This window comes from Psychromonas sp. Urea-02u-13, assembly GCF_002835995.1.
Lineage (GTDB): Bacteria > Pseudomonadota > Gammaproteobacteria > Enterobacterales > Psychromonadaceae > Psychromonas.
This window is the reverse complement of the sequence record NZ_PJBZ01000038.1, coordinates 42,937-66,780: the sequence shown is the minus strand read 5'-3', so window position 1 is coordinate 66,780 and position 23,844 is coordinate 42,937. Positions and strand designations below refer to the sequence as shown.

The 23,844-nt window shown below is 39.1% G+C and carries 20 protein-coding genes; 10 read left to right on the top strand and 10 right to left on the bottom strand.

The genetic code is table 11. From position 1 onward, the window contains the following. Positions 1 to 10: 10 nt before the first annotated feature. Both CXF74_RS02190 and CXF74_RS02185 read left to right on the top strand, forming a co-directional pair. A complete protein-coding gene (locus CXF74_RS02190; protein WP_101080761.1) occupies positions 11 to 1,339 on the top strand; it encodes a peptidoglycan DD-metalloendopeptidase family protein in 1,329 nt (442 codons plus the stop codon). Between the two features lie 234 nt (positions 1,340 to 1,573). Then, a complete protein-coding gene (locus CXF74_RS02185; protein WP_101080760.1) occupies positions 1,574 to 1,918 on the top strand; it encodes a DUF3802 family protein in 345 nt (114 codons plus the stop codon). 105 nt (positions 1,919 to 2,023) lie between these two features. On the opposite strand, the gene rsd is transcribed toward CXF74_RS02185, so the two are convergent. Next, positions 2,024 to 2,497 carry a sigma D regulator gene (gene rsd, locus CXF74_RS02180; RefSeq protein ID WP_101080759.1) on the bottom strand — a complete coding sequence of 158 codons (474 nt, stop codon included), beginning with the start codon at positions 2,495 to 2,497 and terminating at the stop codon, positions 2,024 to 2,026. A gap of 138 nt (positions 2,498 to 2,635) precedes the next feature. Between rsd and nudC the strand changes: the two genes are divergently transcribed. The 5 genes from nudC (at position 2,636) to purD (ending at position 10,512) form a co-directional block, all read left to right on the top strand. Beyond that, positions 2,636 to 3,427, top strand: a complete 792-nt coding sequence (nudC, locus tag CXF74_RS02175) for an NAD(+) diphosphatase (protein ID WP_101080758.1) — start codon at positions 2,636 to 2,638, stop codon at positions 3,425 to 3,427. A 78-nt stretch (positions 3,428 to 3,505) separates the two neighbouring features. Continuing rightward, positions 3,506 to 4,570 (top strand): uroporphyrinogen decarboxylase, encoded by a 1,065-nt coding sequence (gene hemE, locus CXF74_RS02170; RefSeq protein ID WP_101080757.1) that lies wholly within the window; start codon positions 3,506 to 3,508, stop codon positions 4,568 to 4,570. Positions 4,571 to 4,728: 158 nt separating this feature from the next. Further along, entirely contained in the window at positions 4,729 to 7,011 is a 2,283-nt protein-coding gene (locus tag CXF74_RS02165; RefSeq protein WP_101080756.1) for a sensor domain-containing protein, read from the top strand. Between the two features lie 323 nt (positions 7,012 to 7,334). Next, positions 7,335 to 8,927: a bifunctional phosphoribosylaminoimidazolecarboxamide formyltransferase/IMP cyclohydrolase gene (purH, locus tag CXF74_RS02160; RefSeq protein ID WP_101080755.1), complete on the top strand. Its 1,593-nt coding sequence runs from the start codon at positions 7,335 to 7,337 to the stop codon at positions 8,925 to 8,927. Positions 8,928 to 9,225: 298 nt separating this feature from the next. Further along, entirely contained in the window at positions 9,226 to 10,512 is a 1,287-nt protein-coding gene (gene purD, locus CXF74_RS02155; protein ID WP_101080754.1) for a phosphoribosylamine--glycine ligase, read from the top strand. 131 nt (positions 10,513 to 10,643) lie between these two features. Here purD and CXF74_RS02150 read toward each other — a convergent pair whose 3' ends face one another. The 6 genes from CXF74_RS02150 to prmA form a co-directional block, all read right to left on the bottom strand. Continuing rightward, positions 10,644 to 11,663 (bottom strand): hybrid-cluster NAD(P)-dependent oxidoreductase, encoded by a 1,020-nt coding sequence (locus tag CXF74_RS02150; protein ID WP_101080753.1) that lies wholly within the window; start codon positions 11,661 to 11,663, stop codon positions 10,644 to 10,646. A gap of 363 nt (positions 11,664 to 12,026) precedes the next feature. Further along, positions 12,027 to 12,320 (bottom strand): HU family DNA-binding protein, encoded by a 294-nt coding sequence (locus CXF74_RS02145; protein ID WP_269800756.1) that lies wholly within the window; start codon positions 12,318 to 12,320, stop codon positions 12,027 to 12,029. A gap of 139 nt (positions 12,321 to 12,459) precedes the next feature. Next, positions 12,460 to 13,041: a YjaG family protein gene (locus CXF74_RS02140; RefSeq protein ID WP_101080751.1), complete on the bottom strand. Its 582-nt coding sequence runs from the start codon at positions 13,039 to 13,041 to the stop codon at positions 12,460 to 12,462. Positions 13,042 to 13,443: 402 nt separating this feature from the next. After that, positions 13,444 to 13,743 (bottom strand): DNA-binding transcriptional regulator Fis, encoded by a 300-nt coding sequence (fis, locus tag CXF74_RS02135; RefSeq protein ID WP_101080750.1) that lies wholly within the window; start codon positions 13,741 to 13,743, stop codon positions 13,444 to 13,446. 13 nt (positions 13,744 to 13,756) lie between these two features. Continuing rightward, entirely contained in the window at positions 13,757 to 14,716 is a 960-nt protein-coding gene (gene dusB, locus CXF74_RS02130; protein WP_101080749.1) for a tRNA dihydrouridine synthase DusB, read from the bottom strand. 152 nt (positions 14,717 to 14,868) lie between these two features. After that, on the bottom strand, positions 14,869 to 15,753 hold the full coding sequence (gene prmA, locus CXF74_RS02125) for a 50S ribosomal protein L11 methyltransferase (protein WP_101080748.1): 885 nt from the start codon (positions 15,751 to 15,753) through the stop codon (positions 14,869 to 14,871). A gap of 190 nt (positions 15,754 to 15,943) precedes the next feature. On the opposite strand from prmA, the gene CXF74_RS02120 reads away from it, so the two are divergent. Beyond that, entirely contained in the window at positions 15,944 to 16,582 is a 639-nt protein-coding gene (locus tag CXF74_RS02120; protein ID WP_101080747.1) for a response regulator, read from the top strand. 45 nt (positions 16,583 to 16,627) lie between these two features. Here CXF74_RS02120 and CXF74_RS02115 read toward each other — a convergent pair whose 3' ends face one another. The 3 genes from CXF74_RS02115 to acs all read right to left on the bottom strand — a co-directional run bounded on the left by CXF74_RS02115 (position 16,628) and on the right by acs (position 21,156). Beyond that, complete coding sequence (locus CXF74_RS02115) at positions 16,628 to 18,283, bottom strand: hybrid sensor histidine kinase/response regulator (RefSeq protein WP_198552749.1); 1,656 nt, start codon at positions 18,281 to 18,283, stop codon at positions 16,628 to 16,630. A gap of 351 nt (positions 18,284 to 18,634) precedes the next feature. Further along, on the bottom strand, positions 18,635 to 19,084 hold the full coding sequence (aroQ, locus tag CXF74_RS02110) for a type II 3-dehydroquinate dehydratase (protein ID WP_101080745.1): 450 nt from the start codon (positions 19,082 to 19,084) through the stop codon (positions 18,635 to 18,637). Positions 19,085 to 19,209: 125 nt separating this feature from the next. Then, positions 19,210 to 21,156 (bottom strand): acetate--CoA ligase, encoded by a 1,947-nt coding sequence (gene acs / locus CXF74_RS02105; protein ID WP_101080744.1) that lies wholly within the window; start codon positions 21,154 to 21,156, stop codon positions 19,210 to 19,212. 407 nt (positions 21,157 to 21,563) lie between these two features. Here acs and CXF74_RS02100 point away from each other — a divergent pair, with 407 nt between their 5' ends. Both CXF74_RS02100 and CXF74_RS02095 read left to right on the top strand, forming a co-directional pair. Further along, a complete protein-coding gene (locus tag CXF74_RS02100; protein ID WP_101080743.1) occupies positions 21,564 to 23,111 on the top strand; it encodes a pilus assembly PilX N-terminal domain-containing protein in 1,548 nt (515 codons plus the stop codon). Then, positions 23,111 to 23,836: a type IV pilus modification PilV family protein gene (locus CXF74_RS02095; RefSeq protein WP_101080742.1), complete on the top strand. Its 726-nt coding sequence runs from the start codon at positions 23,111 to 23,113 to the stop codon at positions 23,834 to 23,836. The genes CXF74_RS02100 and CXF74_RS02095 overlap by 1 nt, the downstream gene beginning before the upstream one ends. Positions 23,837 to 23,844: the final 8 nt, after the last annotated feature.

The window sequence follows — 23,844 nt, the reverse complement described above, 5'->3', positions numbered from 1 at the left end:
GAGTTTTATTATGCCTTTTTTGATACGTATTAAAGCGTTATTAAACGTTTTTATCTCCTTTATTAACAACCTCCCGCGTAAACATTTTTTTGCACTCATTATTTTATTTGTCGGTTTGTTAGTGCTCTCTTTTTTACCGAGTCAATCGGTACAAAATCAAAATATTAAGCGTCAATTAACTTTACCCGTGGCAAGTGTAGCAAAGGAGGGTTATCCCGTCGCAGAGCCTATTGAGGCAGAAAGAGAGCAATACGGAAAGCCCTCTATCGATTTCACCGGAACACGTGAAATTCGTTTTGTAATTAAAGAAGGGGACTCTTTAAGTAATCTATTTCAAAAAGAAGGCCTTTCTGCCGCTGTTTTACATGAATTACAGGAAGCGGATAAATTACACCTACGATTAGGCAACCTAGTGCCTGGGCAGGAAATAAAGTTATTGGTTGATGGCGATAATCAATTATTAGCGTTAAAAATAAAAATAGATTTTGCTAATACGCTGTCTTTTGTTTTAAAAGAAGGAAGCTATGTTTCATTATTAGAAACAGAAAAAGGCGAATGGCGTAATAGTTATTATCAAGGCAGTGTGACGGGCAGTTTTTATGTCAATGCTAAAGCATCCGGCCTTTCTGCTGGGCAAATTCAGCAGATATCAGGTGCTTTACAGGAAAAATTTGATTTTAATCGCCAGCTACGTGCCGGTGATACTTTCCACGTATTAGTGTCCAAACAATATATTGATGGTCAATATACTTACGATAGTGAAGTGTTGGCTGTGTTAATAAAAACCAGGCAACAAACGTATAGTGCTTTTTTAAGTGAAGACGGCCGTTATTACGATGACTCGGGTCAAGGGTTAGGTAAAGCTTATCGTCGTTCACCATTGGATGGACGTAATCGTATTAGTTCTCGCTTTAATCCGAAACGTTTACATCCGGTTACCAAAAGAATCCGTCCGCATAATGGCACCGATTACGCGGTAGGTGTGGGTACAAAAGTATATTCAATTGGCGACGGTATTGTGCAACGTGCGGGTTACCACCCAGCTGCCGGTAATTATATTGTTATCAAGCATGGTCGAAAATATACCACACGTTATTTACACTTAAGTAAAATATTTGTGCGTAAAGGGCAACGAATTAAGATGGGCCGTTTAATTGGTAAATCAGGTAATACAGGTCGTTCTACTGGACCTCACTTACATTATGAATTCCATATTTATAACAAACCGGTTGATTCGACAAAGGTAAACTTACCTTTGTCTCAAGAGATTTCTAAAAAGAATAAAAAAGCATTTAATGCTCGACGTGATGGTTTCTTGAAAGAGATGCGCGAAATTTAGTGTTTTAGCCATAGCCGTTATTGTTCAAGGTATACAATTCAGAAATCGCTCAGGTAAGCACTTTCTAATCAGAAAGTTGAAGATATAACGGGTTCAATCTAGACTGTCTAACAATGAAGATGATTGTCTCAACGCTTGCCCTAGAGACGGAATAAATCACTTTGATTGATAACGGCTATAAGTATGACTATATTTTAGTTAAGTAAGTTAATTTTAAGTTTAAGGATGTTGTTAATGCTACTTGATAGCGAAGCGTACGATGCGTGTATCGGTTATTTTGCTGATAATTTAAACCTTTTTGAAGGACCTAGTGGGCCTGCTAAAGGTGATTTAATTTCTGATATTGTGTCTGATCAAGTGGCGGATATGCTGATTACTTTTTTTCAGCAACAAACGCAACTGAGTAATAAAGTACGCTTAACGGTTATTTCAGAAGGTGATCGACTCGTCGATGATCTTGAACAAATATTGGGGCGTTTGTGGGAGAAACCTGCTACATCGTCACAAGTAGAGTTTATTGAAGAATATTTTTTATTGCTTAAAAACAGCTTGGATTCCCAAGTACCTATGTTCTCTTAATAGATAAGGTTCTCTGAGTAGGTAAAGTTTTCTTAGTGGATAAAATAATTAAATCCGATCTACATTGTTCTTTGTAGATCGGACTTTTCAATCAACTAGCGAATACTAAGCAAGTGTATGATGTAAGTGTACTACTTCAAGCAGTTGATCTTCTCGCTCAAAACGACCTTCCATAATTTGACCTAATTCAGACAGATCTTTATCAAAATCTAGCAGTGCTTTGTCGCTCGCATTTTCCGCATATTTATCATTAAAGTTCAATGCAGTATCGGTTGTTTTAGTGATGCGAGAGTAAAGTTCCTGTGCAATTTTTAGATTTTCATCACCATCAACTTTACATTGAGCGATAATTTGCTCATACACTTCAAAATGACCCGTTGAAGCATAATCTAATAATATTTGGCAGAACCTTGTGATGTTAGCTTGCTCTGGCAGGCTACGTGTTTCTTGCTGATATGGCGGTAAACCGGCTAATTTGCAATATAAAATGACACATTCTTGGCGAGCGTCAAGCCAAGTATCAATAATGGACAAAGTGCCACCCCATTCTTCTTTTGCTTGTTCTAATCTGGTTAGCATCGCACTTCCTTTTATGACTTTACGGATAGATGAGTTTTAAAACCTAAAGAATATTGCTGTTATCGTCAACTTGAATTTGAGTATAACGCTTATCTTCATGTATAACTGTGAAGTGATTAAGGATTTAAAAGGCAAAACATGAATACTCAAAAAAATTGTTGGTGGTTTATTGTTGCACAAGGTCAAATTTTGTTGCAACCGCAGGGGGATCTCGTCCCGTATGGGAATTTGGATGACCTGCCGTTAACAAGCGCGCTAGTGGCTAACAAAATAGAGATAGGCGAATATCAGTCTAGCCCCTGTTATCTTGTTGAATTAAAAGAGCCGCGTGATGTTGGTTTTGGTGAATATGACGATTTACGTGCATTGCTAGGACGCGTAGACGATCGTCTTTTCGATATTGCAGGACGGGCATTTCAGCTACTGTTGTTTTATAAAACCCATCAATACTGCGGTCAGTGTGGCCAAAAAATGCAAGCGATAGATTGGGAAGTCGCCATGCAATGTTACCCGTGTAAACATCGTTGTTATCCGCGAGTTTCACCTTGTATTATTGTGGGCATTCGTAAAGAAAATAAAATTTTACTGGCGTTGCACCGTCGTCATCAGAAAAGTAATAACCAGGTTTTCACTGTGTTAGCAGGTTTTACTGAAGCGGGTGAAACCCTAGAACATTGTGTCGAACGGGAAGTATTTGAAGAGTCTGCGATTAAAATAACCAATATTCAATATGTGACTAGTCAGCCGTGGCCTTTCCCACATTCCTTGATGATGGGGTACACGGCGGATTATCTATCGGGCGAAATTAAAATTGACCCAAGAGAGCTAGTTAGCGCTGATTGGTATGATATTAATGATTTACCTAAGCTCCCGAATGAAGGCACGTTAGCAAGAAAATTAATTAACCGCATGATCAGTCAGTGTGATTAGAAAAATATTAATATCGAAGTGAAAAGTGATAGCATACGAACAACAAAATTTTACAATTATTTAGTAGGGTAGATAAGCATGACAGAATTAAAGAATGATCGTTATATTCGCGCATTATTGAGACAAGAGGTTGATAAAACACCTGTATGGATGATGCGTCAAGCTGGACGATATTTACCTGAATATAAAGCAACACGTGCACAAGCTGGCGATTTTATGTCGTTATGCCGTAATGCAGACCTTGCCTGTGAAGTGACGTTACAGCCTCTACGCCGCTTTGATCTCGATGCTGCTATTCTATTTTCTGATATTTTAACGATTCCAGATGCAATGGGTCTTGGTCTGTATTTCTCTGAAGGTGAGGGTCCTAGATTTGAACGTCCTATTCGCTGTAAGAAAGACGTTGATAACCTGATCATGCCAGATCCTGAAGGTGAACTTCAGTACGTTATGAATGCAGTACGTACTATTCGCCGTGATCTTAAAGGTGAAGTGCCATTAATCGGTTTTTCAGGCAGCCCTTGGACATTAGCAACGTATATGGTTGAAGGTAGCGGTTCAAAATTTTTCACTAAAATTAAAAAAATGGCCTTTGCTGAACCACAAATCCTGCATACTTTATTAGATAAATTAGCTGATTCTGTTATCAGTTACTTGAATGCACAAATTGCAGCTGGTGCTCAATCTGTAATGGTATTTGATACCTGGGGTGGTATTTTATCGCCACGCGATTATAAAGATTTCTCACTACAATATATGGCAAAAATAGTGGATGGTTTAACCCGTAACTATGATGGTCAAAAAATTCCGGTTACTTTATTCACAAAAAATGGTGGTCAATGGATCGAACAGATTGCAGACACAGGTTGTGATGCAATCGGCTTAGATTGGACTATCGATATGGCTGAAGCGAAAGCACGTGTTGGCTCGCGTGTTGCGTTACAAGGCAACATGGACCCATCAATGTTATATGCGTCGCCAGAACGTATCCGCCAAGAAGTGGCAACGATTCTTGAAAGCTTTGGTAGTGGCGCCGGTCACGTATTTAACTTAGGCCATGGTATTCATTTGGATGTACCGCCTGAGAATGCAAAAGTATTTGTTGATGCAGTACATGAGCTAAGTGTGCCTTACCACAAATAAAGCCAGCCTTTAATTCAGCTTGCTAATAAAAAAACCATGTTTCGACATGGTTTTTTGTTTTTAGAATAAAAAACAATCAAAATTAAACGCTTTGAAATTTGAAAAATAACACCAATTTACTATCTTTATTGGGCTTATCTTTTTATAGGGGAGTCTTTATGCTTAAAAATAGTATCCTCACATCACTTGTTTTGTATTTTTGCATCTTAATCACTTTCTACTTTTTATATCACAATGTTTCGTTATCAATTCTCTTAGACGGTCTCAATTTTCAACAAAAAAAAATGGCAGAGATTTTATTTTTATTGCTGTTTAGTGCGATTTTTTGGAGTTTTCGACTGTATTTCTTAACCAGAAATTTAGCCGAAGGAGTAAGCCGTGAGCATCATCGATTAAAAAGAAGTGAAGCCTTAGTTCAGAGCTCAACAGATATCTCCTTTACGCTGAATAGCAGAGGAGAGATTACTTCAATTTCACCTATGTGTTACGGCTTATTAGGTTACCGACAAGAAACATTAATATCTCGTGCGTTTTCTTCTCTGTTTTTAAAAGCGCTAGATTATGAAGTGATAAAATCTCAAATTAGAAATTTTAGTGTCAACCCTCACTGTTTGCAGGTAGAGCTTGTTTGTAAAGATGGCTCTCACCTTTGGGCTGAGATTAGTACTGTATTGCAGCAAACTAAAATGGGCATTGAGTTACAAGGTCACATTCAAAACATTAATCAACAGCGTATTATGTTCGCTGAATTGCAAAGCAAGGAGCGTATTCTCACTAATATTATTGATAATATGAAGTACCTTATTTTTGTAAAAGACAATAATAACAAAACCATTCTAGCGAATAAGTTTGTCATTGATTTCATTGGGGGAACGCTTAATAATCAGTATGATTCTCCCAAAAAAAATAGTGAAAAAGATCCTTTAAATGCCATGCTGCCGAGCCGTTTTGTTAAACGCCAAACGAGCATACGTAACTATAAAAAAGAGTTGTTAGACAGCGCTGGCATATTGCACGAAGCGAGTTTTTCACAAATTAAGATTGAGCAGGGAAACGAATCACAATTAACGCTGGTAATAGGGCGCTTGCTCTCGGCCTCTGAGCGCAGAGCTGAAAGCATCGAATACTTTTTACAATATGACCTGTTGACTGGGTTATTAAATCGTAATGTGTTTATTAATAAACTTGATAAGTATCTGGATGATTTAGAGGCAACCAGCTTGGTGGCCATTTGTGTAGTTGACCTCTCTGATTTTAAACGTATTAATGATACTTTAGGGCATGATATTGGTGATCAAGCGTTAAAATTCTCTTCTCAAAAAATCAGTTTGTTAAGCGAATCCTTGACTATGTTGTGTCGTTATAATGGTGACGAGTTTGCTTTCATCATTGAAGATATCTCATCAGTCGAACATCTCGAATTACAACTTGAACGATTACATCAGTTGTTTGACTTGCCTTTAAAATTACATGATGTCGATGTTAAGTTAGCCTTGAATGTGGGGGCGGTTGTTTTCCCTAATGACGGTGAAAGTGCTGCTGTATTATTAAATAAATTAGATATTTCCCTGCATGTTGCGAAATCATCAGGGGCTGTTCGCACCCAGCTTTATACGGGGGCACTAGAAGAGTCGCTTCAAGCAAATATGCGTATTGAGAAGTGTCTTGCTCATGCATTAGAAAAAGAAGAGTTTCATCTTGTTTTCCAACCTTTTGTAAATAGTCACACGGATCAATTAATGGGAGCGGAAGTATTGCTCCGCTGGCGTAGCGAAGAGCTCGGTGAAGTCTATCCCGATCAGTTTATTCCTATTGCAGAGCAAACTGGAGATATTGTTGAGATAGGTAGTTGGGTGATTGAACAAGCATGTTTACAACTTAAACGTTGGATTGACCGTTTTGGAGACGATTTTTATCTTGCTGTTAACGTTTCCCCTCGGCAGTTTTTATATGGTGATTTAGTTAATGTGGTTGATAATGCACTGCGTAAAAACGAGATTAATGCTCAGGCGCTAGAGATTGAAATTACGGAAGGGTTATTAATCAGCGATCAGGCGTTAGTATTAAAAACGATGCAAGCCCTACATCAGCGTGGTGTGCGTTTATCATTAGATGATTTTGGTACCGGTTATTCATCGCTTAATTATTTAAAAAACTTCCCCTTTGATTGTTTAAAAATCGATAGCTCATTTATTACTGAGCTTAATAGTGATAAACAAAATGATGCCTTGGTGGTTGCTATCACTGAAATGGCGCATGCTCTGAATTTATCTGTTGTTGCTGAGGGTGTGGAAGAATTAGAGCAATTATTGCGTCTAAAAATATTAACTGTCGATATCATTCAAGGTTATTATTTTTCTAAGCCACTTCGATGCAACGATTTTGAGTGCTGGCATGAACAAAACAAAGGTAATCACTTTCTTGCTCGTATAGAACATTGATGAATAGCGCATTATTTACTTTAGAATTTACTCGCTCTATTTTTATCAAACCACAGTAATATTTTAGCTAACTCATCGCCCAGGCATGCCTTACCTTAGTATCCGCACGGGCGATGGAATAAAGCCTATTAAGTCGTAACGGATATATCCCCACCTGTTTTTGTTTAATCTATAAGCATTCTCTCAAGCTAACTTAGAAATCCCTTTATTTATAAATAAATAGCTCAAATTGCCATCGTTTTCGGGTAGAATACGAGACCTGGATCTAATAGTTCAGTTAGAGCTATTGTTAATGATTAATTTAACCGAGGAATGAGTACGAAATGGAAACTAGCCGACCGATAAAAAGAGCACTACTGAGTGTTTCTGACAAAGCAGGTATTGTTGAATTTGCACGTGAATTAGCTGAAAAGGGTGTTGAAATCCTTTCTACAGGTGGTACTTGTAAGCTACTTGCTGCAAATGGCATTAAAGTAACTGAAGTTTCAGACTACACAGGTTTTCCTGAAATGATGGATGGACGTGTTAAAACACTTCACCCAAAAATTCACGGTGGCATTCTTGCTCGCCGCGGTATTGATGAAGACATCATGGCTGCTAACGAGATTCAAGCAATTGATATGGTTGTTGTAAACCTATATCCATTTGCTGCTACAGTCGCTAACCCTGATTGTAAGCTTGAAGATGCGATTGAAAACATCGATATCGGTGGCCCAACAATGGTTCGTTCTGCTGCTAAAAATCATAAAGACGTGACTATCGTAGTAAACGCTTCTGATTACTCGCGCATCTTAACTGAGATGAATAGCAACGAAGGTAGCCTAACGTACAAAACGCGTTTTGACTTAGCGATTGCAGCTTTCGAACATACTGCACAATATGACTGTATGATCGCAAACTACTTCGGTACTAAAGTAGCAAGCTACGGCGAAAACAAAGAAGGCGATGAGGAATCTAAATTCCCACGTACTTTCAACATGCAATTCCAGAAGAAGCAAGATATGCGTTACGGTGAAAACTCTCACCAAGCAGCTGCTTTTTATGTTGAAAATGAAGTACAAGAAGCATCTGTTGCAACAGCAACACAGCTTCAAGGCAAAGCGCTTTCTTACAACAATATTGCAGATACAGATGCAGCACTTGAATGTGTTAAAGAATTTTCTGAACCTGCTTGTGTTATCGTTAAACATGCAAACCCATGTGGTGTAGCGGTTGCCGGTAACATCCTTGATGCTTATGAAGGTGCTTACAAAACTGACCCGACATCAGCATTTGGTGGCATCATCGCGTTTAACCGTGAGTTAGATGCAGATACAGCTGAAGCAATCGTTTCTCGTCAATTCGTTGAAGTGATCATTGCACCATCAGTAACAGCAGAAGCTGCACAAATTGTTGCAGCTAAGAAAAATCTACGTTTACTTGAATGTGGCGAATGGGCTGATAAAACAACTGAGTTTGACATTAAACGTGTTAACGGTGGTTTATTAGTACAAGATCGCGACCAAGGTATGGTTGGACTTGAAGACCTTAAAGTTGTTTCTAAACGTCAACCTACTGAAGCAGAATTCTCTGATTTATTATTTAGCTGGAAAGTCGCTAAATATGTTAAATCAAATGCCATTGTTTACGTTAAAAACAGTGCAACGGTTGGTGTTGGCGCAGGTCAAATGAGCCGCGTTTACAGTGCTAAAATTGCAGGTATTAAAGCTGCTGACGAAAACCTAGTGGTTGAAGGTTCAGTGATGTCATCGGATGCGTTTTTCCCATTCCGTGACGGTATTGATGCAGCTGCAGAAGCAGGCATTAGCTGTGTAATCCAGCCTGGTGGTTCAATGCGCGACGAAGAAGTTATCGCAGCAGCAGATGAGCACAACATGGCAATGGTATTTACGGGAATGCGTCACTTCCGCCATTAATCTGTTTTTGCGTCGTGCTTTAGTTCGAACTCGGCCTTAAAAGTGCTCACTTGCAGTAGCAAGCTCCGCGCTTTTGCCTTGATTTCGAACGAAATCACTTAGCAAAAAGACGATTAATCTATTTGATTTGGTGGCATTTATGCCACCAGTTTTTTATATATATTATGAAAGTAATTCTGGGCTAAGCCATTTTAATTTAGTTCAAGAAGAAAGCGCGGAGTTTAGTCGTCTAAATGAGCACTTTCGACGCAGAAATTAATTATAAATGGCGACGAGCAGAGTTGCGTAAGGACATAAAATGAATGTATTGATTATTGGTAGTGGTGGTCGTGAGCATGCTTTGGCATGGAAAGTGGCACAAAACGAACAAGTAGAAAATATCTTTGTTGCACCTGGTAATGCCGGTAGTGCACTAGAGGCTAAAGTAACTAACGTAAATATCTGTGTTGAAGACATTGATGCATTAGTGGCTTTCGCAAAAGAAAATAACGTTGAGCTAACGATTGTTGGTCCTGAAGCACCGCTTGTTATTGGTGTGGTTGATGCATTCCAAGAAGCGGGTCTTGCTTGTTTTGGTCCTACTAAAGCGGCTGCACAGTTAGAAGGCTCTAAAGCTTTCACTAAAGATTTCTTAGACCGTCATGATATTCCAACAGCTTGGTACCAAAACTTCACTGAAGTTGAGCCTGCATTGGCTTACGTTCGTGAAAAAGGCGCACCTATTGTCATCAAGGCTGATGGTCTTGCTGCTGGTAAAGGCGTTATTGTAGCGATGACGTTACAAGAAGCTGAAGATGCAATTCAAGATATGTTGGCTGGCAACGCATTTGGCGAAGCGGGACATCGTGTTGTTATTGAAGAGTTCCTAGACGGTGAAGAAGCATCATTTATCGTAATGGTTGATGGTAAAAATATCGTAGCAATGGCAACAAGCCAAGATCACAAACGTGTTGGTGACGGCGATACAGGTCCAAACACGGGCGGTATGGGTGCTTATTCTCCTGCGCCTGTTGTGACTCCTGAAATGCATGATCGCATCATGGAATTAGTTATCAACCCAACCGTTGAAGGTATGGCTGCTGAAGGTAATACTTACACTGGTTTCCTTTACGCGGGTCTTATGATCATGGCTGACGGAACACCGAAAGTTATCGAGTATAACTGTCGTTTTGGTGACCCTGAAACACAACCAATCATGTTACGCATGAAGTCTGACATCGTTACTTTATGTCTTGCTGGTGTGAATGGCGAGCTTGAAGGCATGGTTGCTGAGTTTGATCCTCGTGCTGCCATTGGTGTTGTTTTGGCTGCTGGCGGTTACCCTGCTGATTACAAGAAAGGCTTGGTTATCTCTGATATCCCTGCTGAATCTGAAGGTCTGAAAGTATTCCACGGCGGTACTGCTGTCGTTGACGGTAAAGTCGTGACAAGCGGTGGTCGTGTTCTTTGTGCAACGGCACTAGGTAATACAGTGACTGAAGCGCAACAGAAAGCGTACGCGCTAACTAAACAGATTAGTTGGGATGGCATGTTCCATCGTAACGATATCGCTTACCGTGCTATTGCACGTGAAGCAGAGAAGTAGCTTTTAAGAAGCTGTCAGTTAGTAGCTGTCAGCTATCAGTTAGGTACTAAGAATAAAAAAGCCGACATACGAAGTATGTCGGCTTTTTTATTACCTGCTGATAACTGACAGCTGACGGCTAATAGCTCTCTTTACAGTTCTACAATTAAATCAGAGTTGGCTTTGGTACTGCAACTTAATACATAACCTAGTTCAATTTGCTCCGCTGTCAGCGCTTCACTGCTGCTACTCACTACATCGCCAGAGACTTTACACTTACACGCGCCACAGATACCTGATTTACACGAATAAGGCACTTTAATACCAGCTCCTTGCATAGCATCCAATAGGGTTTGCTGATCGTTTGCCATAAACTGCTTATCAAGCGCAGGAAATGTAATTTGATGGTTAATATCGGAAAAAACAGGCTCTCCTGCTTTTGCTTCAGGGACAAAGCTTTCTTTGTGGAAATATTCCATATTAAAGTCAGTTGCGGAGACAATCTCTTCTACTGATTTCATATATAACGAAGGACCACAAATAAAGATGGTTTGCTCGTTAGTATCAGGCACTAATTGAGTGAATAGGGGGCTATCTAAGCGACCTTCAAAATGCTCAGCGTTGTCGCTCTTTTCTAGAATAAGCGTTAAGCGGAAGTTATCATGTTTTATCGCTAATTCTGTTAATAGCGAAGCCATGATCACATCGTCACTTATACGTGCGCTATGAATGAAATGAATATTCACATCTAAGTTTTTATCTAAACTATCTTGAGCAATCGCTAAACAAGGCGTAATACCACTACCCGCACTCATCAATAATAGGTTTTTAGTGGTTTTATTAGCTTCTTGCGTAAATTGACCAGCAGGTGCCATTGCAGGAAGCGCATGGCCAGCTTTTAGGTTATCAAGCAAGTAATTAGACACTTTACCGCCTGGCACGCGTTTGATAGCCACTGTCACGCTGTTTGGTTTTTCAGGAGAAGAGCAAATAGAGTAAGCGCGGTATAACAAATTGTTGTAATGATTGATCTCAAACGTTAAAAATTGACCTGCTTGGAATTCAAAAGGGGTTTGTTCGAGGTGTTCAAATTCAAAGGTGCTGGCATCAGTGGTTTGGTCAATACGTTTAATACAACGTAGGCGTTCAAATTGATTGTTATTCGTAGGCATACTGCTCTCTCGTTCTATGCGGACATTTAGAGCAATATACCCGTTATCATTCAAGATGCAAAGCTCAGCAAGTATTGAGGTGAAGAGATTCTAGGCAGGAAGTGGAAGATCTAACTGGTTCAATCAACGCTTTCTAACAACGAAGATGTTTGCCTCAAAACTTGCCCTACGGGTCGTTAGCTCGTAAACCAATTCAGCGTTACAAAATTCGATAAGGGCTAGCAATTTTCATCATGTTGCGCCTTGCCTTGGTATACGAGCTAGCGACTGAGCAAAGCATATTGATTGATGACGGGTATGAGTAACAAAAAAAAAGGTGAAACCGAAGTTTCACCTTTTTATTGTTCTTTATTATTAACGAAATTAAACGTTAACTGATTCTTTCAGTGCTTTACCAGCAACAAAAGCGGGTACATTTGCCGCTTTAATTTGAATGTCTGCACCCGTTTGTGGGTTGCGACCTGTACGTGCAGCACGGTGATTTACTTTGAAAGTACCAAAACCGATTAGCTGTACTGGTTCGCCATCTTTAAGGCTATCAGTGATGCTTGAAAGAATTTGCTCTAAAGCCGCTTTTGCTTGTACTTTAGACAGTTCTGATTTTTCTGCGATTTCTGCAACAAGTTGAGTTTTGTTCATTTCTCGATTTCCATTTATATAAGTGTGGGTTGAATGTAACTTACCGAATCAATGTATTTCAAGTGCACTTGTTAAGTAAAGTCTTATGAGCGTAAAAGTATGATTTATCACTTTTAAATGTTCTTATTGTGTTAAAAATCACATAAAAGTTGTTAAATCAATCAGTCAGCGCAATGCCTAGGTTAGTGACTCCGTGGCTTCGTACAAAGGCGCGGATGGATTTTATTAATTCTGGGCTGCGTGCATTGTCTAACATTCGTAGTAGTTCTGTTTGAAATTCAAGCTGTTCAATAAATAATGGTTCAGCAATTAATGCCTCATCATCTATCTCAGTATCACTTTGTAATTCAATAAAACTCGCAATGGTTGAGAAGCTGGTTTGGCTTGCGTCGAGTGCTTCTTCATTTGATTTGATTAAAAAAGTGTTAAAAGCACAGCTTAAAATCACGCAATGATCGATAGCAGGATAAACACCATAAAAATCATGATCACGCATGTCAGGAATTATTTCATCGAACTGCTCTTGCTGTGTAGTGAAATTGATTTTTGCGCCTTTAACGGTCATTTTTTCCCAGAAAAGTTCATTGAGTTTATCAATGTCATCCCCTAAATCACTTTCAATCGCATCACAAAAAAGATGGAAATGTAAAACGGTATGCTCACTGAGCGCCATACAAAAAACACTTTGTTGCCAGCTTAATAAGTTCTTTAGTTGCTCGTTAATCGGTAGTGACAGCATAGTTTTCCTAATCGTTGAAAGTAATTACCTGAAAGAAGGGCAAGCATATATTGAATCAACAAAAAAGCCACCGGAAGGTGCCTTTAAATAGGATGATTCGATACTTTGTAACGAGGAATTATAAAGAACTAAGAGGTAATAATCAGGGTTAAGGCATTTATTGCGCGATCAATGCATAAAAAGGTGACGCTTGTGCATGACGAGCAGTTTATCGTAATCATAAAAGTGACAGAAATTTTTCAGTGTCTATTTCGATTACGGTAAGTAAGTTACGTTGAAGGGGGGTTATGCCGATTGGTATTATTTGAGGCGATTTTAGCCACTAAGTGTAAAGTTATTGATAAAATCAAGGCATAAAAAAAGCGACTAAAAAGTCGCTTTTTTAAATTGCTATTAGGTTAATTAACCCATGCCATATTTTTTCAATTTCTTACGTAGCGTACCACGGTTAATACCTAACATAGTTGCAGCACGAGTTTGGTTACCACGTGTGTACTGCATAATGATATCTAACATTGGTGCTTCAACTTCAGATAATACTAACTCGTATAATTCAGTCGTATCTTGACCGTTTAATTGCGCCACGTAACCTGAAACAGCTTGACGCACTGAATCACGAAGTGGTTTTTGAGTTATTTGCCCGGTAGCCGGAATACTAGTTGTCGTTGTAAGTGCTTCTTGAGGAATATTTTGTTCAAACATGGCTATTAACTCTTTAATTATTCAAATAAATTTCTAATGACTTTAACTGCTCGGTAGCGCAGTCAATGGCATTAAATTGTCGTTTAAAGCAACCTAATTGGTCTTGCGATTGTAAATACCAGCCTACATGCTTCCTAGCAATACGGGGTCCCATCACTTCGCCATAAAACCCATGCAATGCTTGCACGTGATTAAGTAGAATTGAGGTAACTTCCTGTTTTCCCAATGGTGTTCTATGTTCACCAGTGGTTAAGTAGTGGTTTATATCGTTGAATATCCAAGGTGCACCTTGTGCGCCTCGTCCAATCATAATGGCGTCTGCGCCAGTGTAGTCGAGCACATATTTGGCTTTTTCAACACTGGTGATATCACCATTCGCAATCACAGGTATAGTTACATTTTCTTTAATTATTTTTATTGTGTCGTACTCTGCTTCACCTTTATAAAGGCATTGGCGAGTTCGACCATGTACTGCAAGTGCTTGGATACCAGCATTTTGGGCAATTTGTGCTATTTCTAGACCGTTTCTACTTTCCGGGTCCCAGCCAGTGCGAATCTTCAAAGTAACAGGTATATCAACCGCATCTACGACACTTTCTAAAATTGCTTTCACAAGATCAGGGTGAGGCAGTAAAGCTGAGCCTGCTTTTTTCTTATTCACTTTTTTAGCGGGACAACCCATATTGATATCAACAATCTGCGCGCCTTGCTGTACACATAACTGTGCAGCAACGGCCATTGCAATTGGCTCTGCGCCTGCAATTTGCACGGAGCGAATACCCGATTCGCCATGGTAATCCATTCTTAATCTAGATTTTTTACTATTCCATACACGTGGATTAGATGACAGCATTTCAGAAACAGCCAGTCCAGCACCTTGGCTTCGACAAAGTTCACGAAAGGGGCGATCGGTCACCCCAGCCATTGGTGCTAAAATAATTTTGTTCTTTAATTGATGTTGTCCAATGTGCATATAAAACAGCCAATCTCTCTAACTCAAGGCGGCGTAGTGTACGCATTTTTGCAAACAGAATAAAGGTTAATAATTGACCATAGCGCAATTATTTTGCTTGCAAATCGCCCAATATTCAGATTGATCTCATTTTTGATGGCTTATTGTCTGTTTTATGAGCGCTTTTGGCCCGATAGACGTGCCCACTCTTCTTTTATTTCTGCTTTGTCCATCTCAAACCACTGACCGTAAGTTTCAAGTAACTCAGCCGCTTGTTGTTCTAGAATGCCTGAAAGAGCAAGTTTACCCGTTGGTTTGATCAATGCTTCGATACTTGTAGACAATTCACGTAGTGGTCCAGCAAGAATATTTGCCACTAAAACGTCCGCTAAAATGCCTTCTGGCATGTCGGCTGGTAAGTAAAGTTCAAGTTGGTCTGATACGTTATTACGTTGTGCGTTATCACGACTTGCAGTAATTGCTTGTGGATCGATATCAATACCGATAACACGTTTTGCACCGAGTTTAAGAGCTGCAATAGCTAAAATACCTGAGCCACAACCAAAGTCGATAATGACTTTATCTTGTAAGTCTTGCCCATCAAGCCATGCTAGGCAAAGTGCTGTTGTTGGGTGTGTACCTGTACCAAAAGCTAGGCCAGGATCAAGCATCACGTTAACTGCATTTTCATCAGGTACTGGCTTCCAGCTTGGGCAAATCCATAAACGTTTGCCAAACTGCATTGGGTGGAAGTTATCCATCCATTCACGTTCCCAATCTTTATCTTCTAATTGCTCAATTTTATAAGCAAAATCATCAGCTAATAGAGGGCTTTTTTTAAGCACTTCAATGATAGATGTCATATCGGCATCAGCTTCATAAAGACCGGTAATATCTGTATCACCCCAAAGTCGTGTTTCACCTGGTAGTGGTTCAAAAACAGGGGTGTCTTGTGCATCGGTAAAGGTTGCTGAAAGCGCATCGTTATTCATTAGTAATTCACCAATATCTTCTGCGTTAGCTGATGTTGCATTTAATTTAAGTTGTATCCAAGGCATAGTTTGCATCCTGTTTATTGAGTTTTGGGGGAGAATACAGGGGAAGTGAATAATATTCCAATGCAGTAAGGCGTTACTGAGTGGGATTAACTAGACAAAATACAAACATATTGCCGTTAATCAGTACAAGTTGATTGTAAATTCTACAAATTATTATAAAATCACGCGATATTTAACCACGAGTTCGCCAATGAATAAAATTGTGATTATCGACGATCACCAGCTATTTTTACATGGGTTAAAATTAACCCTCGAAAATAGTGAGAATGAGGTGTTAGTTTTTGATAACCCTATGATTGCTTTGATGCAGATCGAGCAGTTGCAACCAGATCTCATTCTGATGGATCTCTGCATGCCCGAGATGGACGGCATTTGTATGATTGATGAACTGGCCAAACGACAAATTTTATCACCGGTGATTGTGCTGTCTGCCTGCGAAGACTATAAAGAGGTTGTGACTGCCTTACAAAAAGGTGCGATGGGGTTTATTCCTAAATCTTATTCGCCACAGGACATGTTAATTGGTTTAGAAGCGGTATTGATGGGAGATGTTTTTATTCCAACAGAAATAAAAGCACAATTAGAACTGTTAATATTAGAAGAGAAAAAGAATAAAGAGCTGTATCACTTATCAGATCGCCAAACGGAAATTTTATCGCTGATACATAGCGGAAAAACGAATCGAGAAATTGCACTGTTATTATCGATTTCTCCTGATACGGTTAAGTTTCATCAAAAGGGCATCTATCAGGTGCTAGAAGTCTCGGGTGTTAATAGTCGTGCTAAAGCCATCGAAAAAGCAATACAAGTTGGCTTGTTAACCGCTTAACCTCTCTTCCTTTTTCAACTGACTACGCAGTTAGTGCAATAAGCCTTATTTAGGCGCTAATAGTTGTCGTAGTAATAATCGTAATGCTGCCGGCTTTATGGGTTTGTGTAATATTTTATAACTTCTGAATTCCCCCTCTTTCAGCTTATCAGGATCCACCTCACCGGTTAATAATACCGAAGGAATGCCTTGTTTCTGTTGCGCTATTTTTATGAGGTCAATACCATTTTTCGCACCGGGCAATCGGTAGTCTGAAATAATAAGGGCAAAGTTTCCGGTGGTTAATGCCTCTATTGCTTGCTCACTATTTTCCGCACAATCTACACTATATCCCCAGTTCTCTAATAACATGGAGAGTGCCGTCAGAATACTCGCATCATCATCAATCAATAAAATGTGCTCACTGTTTTCCTTGGTTAAACACACGGGAGCATAAACTTCAGGCGTTTCTATTCCTTTCGCTATTTTAAGCGAGAAGCAACAACCATTATCAGAGGTTTTTACCTGAATTTGAGTATTTAAAAGTAAAGCTTTTCGCTGTGATAGCGCGAGCCCTAATCCTAGCCCTTTGGCTTTATTATGATGAGGATTTTTAGGGTAATACAATTCATCGAATAGAGAATCAAGGTGATCAGCATTGATGCGTGGGCCTTTATTCCAAATTTGAATGTTTATGCCGGACTGTAATTGGCGAGCGCTTAATAACACAGTGGTACCTGGTGTTTGTAAACCATGTAAGAAAGCATTACTTAATAAATTGTCGATGACATCGCTGAGTAGTTTGCTGTCTGTATAAAGAACGGCTTTGGTTAAGCGAACCTTTAGACGCATATTTTTTTCAGTTGCTTGATCGTTGTATTTTTTGATGACTGTAAACAGAGAAGTCTTTAGCGGTGTGTTTTTTACATTCGCTTGTTGGCTTTTAGAATCAAGTGTGGCGAGTTCAAGTAGTGAAGATAACCAACGATCTAATTGTTTTGAGGCGCCTAATAGATTTTCGACAAGCAGTGATTGTTGATCGTCCTGAACTTGTTTTTCAAGTAAATGGCTATAGAGCGATAAGCTACTTAAAGGCTGTCTGATATCATGAATGATACTTTTTAAATAAAGTGAATGTTGTTTACTGAGTGTTGGTCCTCGATTGGCTTTCATTACGCTATTTTTTGAGGTGTAAGTATTGTTCTTTATATGCGAGTAAATAGTTAAAAAACCAAGTGTAAAGAGGAATGTTAAATTCAAAATAAATACCAGCGTACTGGTATCACCCACAACGGCTGTAAAACTATAACTAATGATGGCAATCGCGTTATTCGCGATCAGTAATTGAAAGTTATAAGAGAGCAGATAGGCGTAAAAAAGCGGTAATAACAGAGTGAAATAGAGAAAGCTATTCTGTGATGTTTCTGTTTCGAAGTGGCTATTAATAGTGATAAATAATGTGGTAAAGAGCGTGACTATTGGTATTAATAAAATGCTTTGTTGATCTTTCTTAGCGAGCAAACAATGAATAAGATAAGCACACAAAAAGATAGCAATAAGCGGTAATGAAATAGGTAAGTTAAAGGCGGCTGGAGGCGTGAAAACACTATAGCTTTGCAGTGTGCCTACCGCATAGAAAAGCAGGAAAGCGCTAAGGATAACGATGTTATAAAGGCGTAGTGACTGCCATCTTTTAAATAGAAACTCTTTGTTAGTCTGCATAGTACTCATAAGATTAAATTGGATATAACTTATTGATCATAATAACACTTTAGCTAATAACCTTAGCAAAAAAAAACCAAAAAAAAGCCTAACAAAGTTAGGCTTGCCTGTAATATGTCTCTTATTATTACAAATTTTTATAACAATCAAATCCATTTGTTGGGCATCAAAAGTGGGTTTACTACTATGCCTTAATTCCTTAATTCCTTAAGACAAGTTAAGAATGCCCTACCTTGATTGTTTACGTAACTACCTACCCGGGTAGTTTTTTGTTCCTCGAGGAGTAAACAATACATACAAGCGTATTTGTGTGAACAAAGTCACGTTTAATAACAGGCGATATTTAATTTCTTAGGCTATCGCTAATTGATCGCGAACAGACTGCAAAGCAAAAGAATAACCTTTAGCGCCTAATCCACAAATCACACCACGCGCAACATCAGACAGATAAGAGTGATGACGGAAACTTTCCCGTGCATGTACGTTTGAGAGATGCACTTCGATGAAAGGGATATTAACGCCAAGCAGTGCATCTCTTATCGCAACACTCGTATGGGTGAATGCTGCAGGGTTAATGATAATAAAATCAATATGATTAAACGCGTCATGAATTTTTTCTATTAACTCATATTCACGGTTACTTTGCAGATGGGTAAGCTCAATATCTAGCGCGTTCGCTTCTAGCGTCAGTCTATTAATAATATCGCTTAAAGTTTGTGTTCCGTAGACCTCGGGTTCACGTTGTCCGAGTAGGTTTAAATTGGGGCCATTTAAGACTAAAACATTTATTTTCTTGGGCATAAAAAAAAGACTCCTAAATCAATATATTTAGGAGTCTAACTGCTTGGCAATTAACTGGCTAGTATTCTCTGTTTATCAAAGAAACAAGGCGAGAGGCATCTCTCACTTCCAGTTAGTAGGGCTATTTATAGCTCTGCATTTTCTTTGATTAGCTGATCAACAACACTTGGATCAGCTAATGTGGATGTATCACCAAGCTGATCACTTTCGCCAGTCGCGATTTTACGTAAAATACGACGCATAATCTTACCTGAACGTGTTTTTGGTAACCCCTCTGCCCAATGCAAGATATCAGGTGTTGCGATTGGCCCAATCTCTTTACGAACCCACTGCTTCACTTCAGCATAAAGTTCAGGAGAAGAATATTCTCCGTCATTCAAGGTTACATAAGCATAAATACCTTGGCCTTTAATTTCATGCGGCACACCAACAACGGCTGCTTCTGCAATTTTAGGATGAGATACTAATGCACTTTCGATTTCAGCGGTACCCATACGATGACCAGAAACATTCAATACGTCATCAACACGACCGGTGATCCAGAAATAACCATCTTCATCGCGACGTGCGCCATCACCTGTTGTGTACATGTTTTTAAAGGTTGAGAAGTAAGTTTGCTCAAAACGATCATGGTTATTAAATAACGTACGCATTTGTCCTGGCCAGCTATCAAGAATAACTAAGTTACCTTCAACCGCGCCTTCTAAAATAACACCTTCATTATCAACTAATGCAGGTTGTACGCCAAAGAATGGGCGTGTTGCTGAACCGGGTTTAAGATCAGTTGCACCTGGGAGCGGTGTAATTAAAATACCACCTGTTTCTGTTTGCCACCACGTATCAACGATAGGGCAAGATTTATTACCAATCTTGTCGTAATACCATTCCCATGCTTCAGGGTTAATGGGCTCACCCACTGATCCTAAAAGACGTAATGACTTACGTGAAGTCCCTTTAATCGCGTCATCACCTTTAGCCATTAATGCTCGAATCGCAGTGGGTGCCGTATAAAGTAAAGTAACATTGTGTTTATCAACAACTTCACTCATACGAGCTGTTGTTGGGTAGTTTGGAACACCTTCAAATAACAGTGTTGTAGCACCATTTGCGAGTGGTCCGTATACCAAGTAACTGTGACCGGTGATCCAGCCTACATCAGCAGTACACCAGTAAATGTCACCCTCTTGGTAATCAAATACATATTTGAATGTCATTGTTGCGTAAACAAGGTAACCACCGGTTGTGTGTAAAACACCTTTTGGCGTACCTGTTGAACCTGATGTGTAAAGAATAAATAGAGGATCTTCTGCGTTCATTGCCGTTGGTGCACATTCTTCAGATTGGGGTTCAGTGATCGTTTCCCAATCTAAATCGCGCTGTTCATGCCAAGCGACATCGCCACCCGTGTTTTTAAATACAATTACTTTCTCAACGCAATCAGTGCCTTTTTTCTCTAGGGCTTCATCAACATTTGCTTTAAGAGGGACTACGCGACCACCACGGCGACCTTGGTCGGCAGTGATAACGATTTTTGATTTACTATCAATAATACGACCTGCAATCGCTTCTGGTGAAAAGCCACCAAATACAATTGAATGTACTGCGCCAATACGTGTACAAGCCAGCATTGCGACGGCAGCTTCTGGTGTCATTGGCATGTATAAGCAAACTACATCGCCTTTTTGTACGCCTTGTGCTTTTAATGCATTTGAGAACTTACAAACACGTTTATGTAGTTCGTTATAAGTGATGCTTTGGTCTTGGTCTGGTGAGTCGCCTTCCCAAAGAATAGCGACTTGGTCGCCTTTCGTTGCAAGGTGGCGATCAATACAGTTAGCAGAAACGTTAAGTTCGCCATCTTCAAACCATTTAATATCGATATTACCAGGCGCATAAGAGGTGTTTTTTACTTTAGTATAAGGTTTTATCCAATCTAAAATTTTACCTTTTTCACCCCAAAATGCGTCAGGATCACTTATGGATGATGCATAGTCTGCTAGATATTGCTCATTAGTTAGTAGGCTTTTTTCAGCTAATTCAGCTGATACAGGGTAAACGTGATTTCCACTCATTCTTAACTCCACATAATTAAAGAGACAAGCATTTGGTTTGCACATAAATACTTGAAATTGTCTGATATTTAGACGGACATTCTAAAACAGCAACAAAAAATAAATTGTGAGGTGGCTTGAGCTTGTTAAACAAATGTTAACCAGTTGAGTATGTAAAATTGTTTTTGGGATCAATATCAATAAAAACAGGGAGCTATAAACCGCCTTGGAAAGATCATTGTTTTATCTTATGTTGGTTAGTTTACTTTTAGGTTTTCTTTTCTAAACTTAGTGATGGATATTAGTCTTTTACGCGCTTTGAAAGTGAAAATTTAGATTTTTAACAGTGATTTTTAGACTAAAATTCTTCAGTAAATTCTGTTTTTTAAGTGTATTTACATACTTAAATGACTTTCCCGGAGTCTATTATGTTACCTAATACCTGCAATAAATTACCTTTTAAAAAACTAAAAACACAGCAAGGTTTTGCGGTGTTAACCTCTGCTATTTTACTTAGCGTCGCAGGTATTGTATTTACGGCTAATATGGCGTCCTCTCAATTAGTTGATAATCAGATCATTGGTAATTATTACCGTAATAATGAAGCCTTCGCAAATGCAGAGTCAGGCATGAATTTTGTACTGAGCATTTTAGATGATCCTGCTTTGGCTAAAAAATTACATGAAGACTTATATAACTCTAATAATGGGGAGGTGATATATCCCTCTACTGCGAATCACTACTCTGTCACTGTGAGTGGCTCTGCAAGTGGTGTTTCGATTGAATCTATAGGTAAGTCAATGGACGAGAGTGCTACGCGGGTTATAGCGTTAGATGTTGAGACATATGTAAACTTCACAATTCCTGAGTCGCCGATTGGTGTAAATGGGAAAATAAATTTTTATAAATTCAATAGTGGTAATAGCGGTTGTAATGGACTGGATCCGCAAGACTGCCTCGCGGATGGAAATATTGCAGAGACAATTATTGAGAGTAACCCTGGTATTTTGGGTAAAGCGACTGATGAGTGTTCGGGTATGGATACTAGCGCTACTACATATAATCAAAATAGTTTTGATATGAGTGGCAGTTCAGATGATAGTGATAATGCAGTCTTAGATAATGAAGGTATCTGGGAGTCAAGTGTGAAACCAGGCTCTACTATTTTTGGGATTCCAGTCAATAATTCAGTTATTGAAACACCAACATCTTTATTTGAAGCAACTTACGGAATTGAGTTTAGCGAAGAAAATATTGTAAAAATTAAAGAATACTCAGCAGAGGTTGGTGAATCTGGAGTGATATTAATAGATGGTGAGCGTTGCGATGAAGAATTACAGGATGTAGGGGAACAGGATGATGTTATTTTCATTACTGGTGATTGTGAAATTAGCAACTCCTATGCCGAACAAAGTGTTAGTTCAGAAAATAAAATATTAACGATTGGCTCTACAAAACACCCTAAATTAGTATTTGTTGAAGGTGGTAGTTTCGTCACTGCTCCCAATACGGGGGCGAAAGTGATGGGGATGTTGCACCTACTCCCAAGTGTTTTAGTGGATACAAATGTAGATGGCGTAGATATTTTAACAGATTTCAATGGCACCGTTATTGATGGTTTAGAGGGGGTCTATTTTAATGAAGATGAACAGCTTGTGAAACTTGTGGATGGTGTAGAGGAGTTTGTCGGGATAGATGGTGATTTTTCCCGTGACACGGTATTAAAAAGTGATCTGGTCACGGTTAATTTGAGTGGAGTAACGGTCGATGGCGCGTTATTAAGTGAATATAAATGTACTTATAGTGGTAGAACAACTGAAAGCCAAGATGAAAGTAGTACGGGGCAACAAGATACAAAAGAGCATTTTTCTGCTAATTATGACAAATTACTTCTAGGGGCGTTATATTCTGAAATGAATCAAGACTCCATTGGTAATGGTTATCGCCTAATATCTGGTACATGGAGGGACTTTTAATGCTAATAAAATATAACCATTTAGGTTTTTCGCTCGTTGAAATATTAGTTTCTCTATTTGTTGTGAGCATTGCCGCTGTTAATATATCCGGCTTGCAAAAGTTAGTGGGAGATCAAAATCGTGATAATTTTTCTCATACGGCAGTTGTTGAGTTAGCAACGGAAAAGTTTGCTGAGGTAATGGAATTACAAACGATTGCTGAGGTTGATAAACTCGATGATACAAACACCCCTGAGGCTATTACTATCGGGAATACTTCTTTTGGGTTGCTGTGGAGTGTTGAACCAGTTACTGGCGGAGGTGATGATATTCGTACGGTTGAGTTGAGTATTACTTGGAGTGATGCAATTGGAGCTGATCAGACCTTTATGTATTCTGAGCAAATCTCTCTTGCTATGTTACTGGATGCTTACGGGGAAAATACAGGTGACGGTTTTGAGAACACCATCGATAATTTATTAAAAACAAATAAAGTAGGGTATTTTGAAGCAAATATGGGTTATAAAAACGATGCCTATGTTATTTATAACAGTCAGATTTTTCATTCAACAGCAGTGCATTCGGTAGGTAATGGGGGAGATGATGCAAGATCTATTGACCCTCCGATTTTTTATGCAAATGGTTCTGGTCAACAATCTGGGGAGCGTATTTCTACCGTTTCCGATGGTTGGGAAAATCTCGGTCGCATCGATAATGCTGAATTAGCTTCTCTATTCACAGATTAGATAAAAGA

What these genes read in the sequence shown, in the direction of transcription:
- CXF74_RS02190 (WP_101080761.1), top strand. Translation starts at nt 11, where the DNA reads ATGCCTTTTTTGATACGTATTAAAGCGTTATTAAACGTTTTTATCTCC.
- CXF74_RS02185 (WP_101080760.1), top strand. Translation starts at nt 1,574, where the DNA reads ATGCTACTTGATAGCGAAGCGTACGATGCGTGTATCGGTTATTTTGCT.
- rsd (WP_101080759.1), bottom strand. Translation starts at nt 2,497, where the DNA reads ATGCTAACCAGATTAGAACAAGCAAAAGAAGAATGGGGTGGCACTTTG.
- nudC (WP_101080758.1), top strand. Translation starts at nt 2,636, where the DNA reads ATGAATACTCAAAAAAATTGTTGGTGGTTTATTGTTGCACAAGGTCAA.
- hemE (WP_101080757.1), top strand. Translation starts at nt 3,506, where the DNA reads ATGACAGAATTAAAGAATGATCGTTATATTCGCGCATTATTGAGACAA.
- CXF74_RS02165 (WP_101080756.1), top strand. Translation starts at nt 4,729, where the DNA reads ATGCTTAAAAATAGTATCCTCACATCACTTGTTTTGTATTTTTGCATC.
- purH (WP_101080755.1), top strand. Translation starts at nt 7,335, where the DNA reads ATGGAAACTAGCCGACCGATAAAAAGAGCACTACTGAGTGTTTCTGAC.
- purD (WP_101080754.1), top strand. Translation starts at nt 9,226, where the DNA reads ATGAATGTATTGATTATTGGTAGTGGTGGTCGTGAGCATGCTTTGGCA.
- CXF74_RS02150 (WP_101080753.1), bottom strand. Translation starts at nt 11,663, where the DNA reads ATGCCTACGAATAACAATCAATTTGAACGCCTACGTTGTATTAAACGT.
- CXF74_RS02140 (WP_101080751.1), bottom strand. Translation starts at nt 13,041, where the DNA reads ATGCTGTCACTACCGATTAACGAGCAACTAAAGAACTTATTAAGCTGG.
- fis (WP_101080750.1), bottom strand. Translation starts at nt 13,743, where the DNA reads ATGTTTGAACAAAATATTCCTCAAGAAGCACTTACAACGACAACTAGT.
- dusB (WP_101080749.1), bottom strand. Translation starts at nt 14,716, where the DNA reads ATGCACATTGGACAACATCAATTAAAGAACAAAATTATTTTAGCACCA.
- prmA (WP_101080748.1), bottom strand. Translation starts at nt 15,753, where the DNA reads ATGCCTTGGATACAACTTAAATTAAATGCAACATCAGCTAACGCAGAA.
- CXF74_RS02120 (WP_101080747.1), top strand. Translation starts at nt 15,944, where the DNA reads ATGAATAAAATTGTGATTATCGACGATCACCAGCTATTTTTACATGGG.
- CXF74_RS02115 (WP_198552749.1), bottom strand. Translation starts at nt 18,283, where the DNA reads ATGCAGACTAACAAAGAGTTTCTATTTAAAAGATGGCAGTCACTACGC.
- aroQ (WP_101080745.1), bottom strand. Translation starts at nt 19,084, where the DNA reads ATGCCCAAGAAAATAAATGTTTTAGTCTTAAATGGCCCCAATTTAAAC.
- acs (WP_101080744.1), bottom strand. Translation starts at nt 21,156, where the DNA reads ATGAGTGGAAATCACGTTTACCCTGTATCAGCTGAATTAGCTGAAAAA.
- CXF74_RS02100 (WP_101080743.1), top strand. Translation starts at nt 21,564, where the DNA reads ATGTTACCTAATACCTGCAATAAATTACCTTTTAAAAAACTAAAAACA.
- CXF74_RS02095 (WP_101080742.1), top strand. Translation starts at nt 23,111, where the DNA reads ATGCTAATAAAATATAACCATTTAGGTTTTTCGCTCGTTGAAATATTA.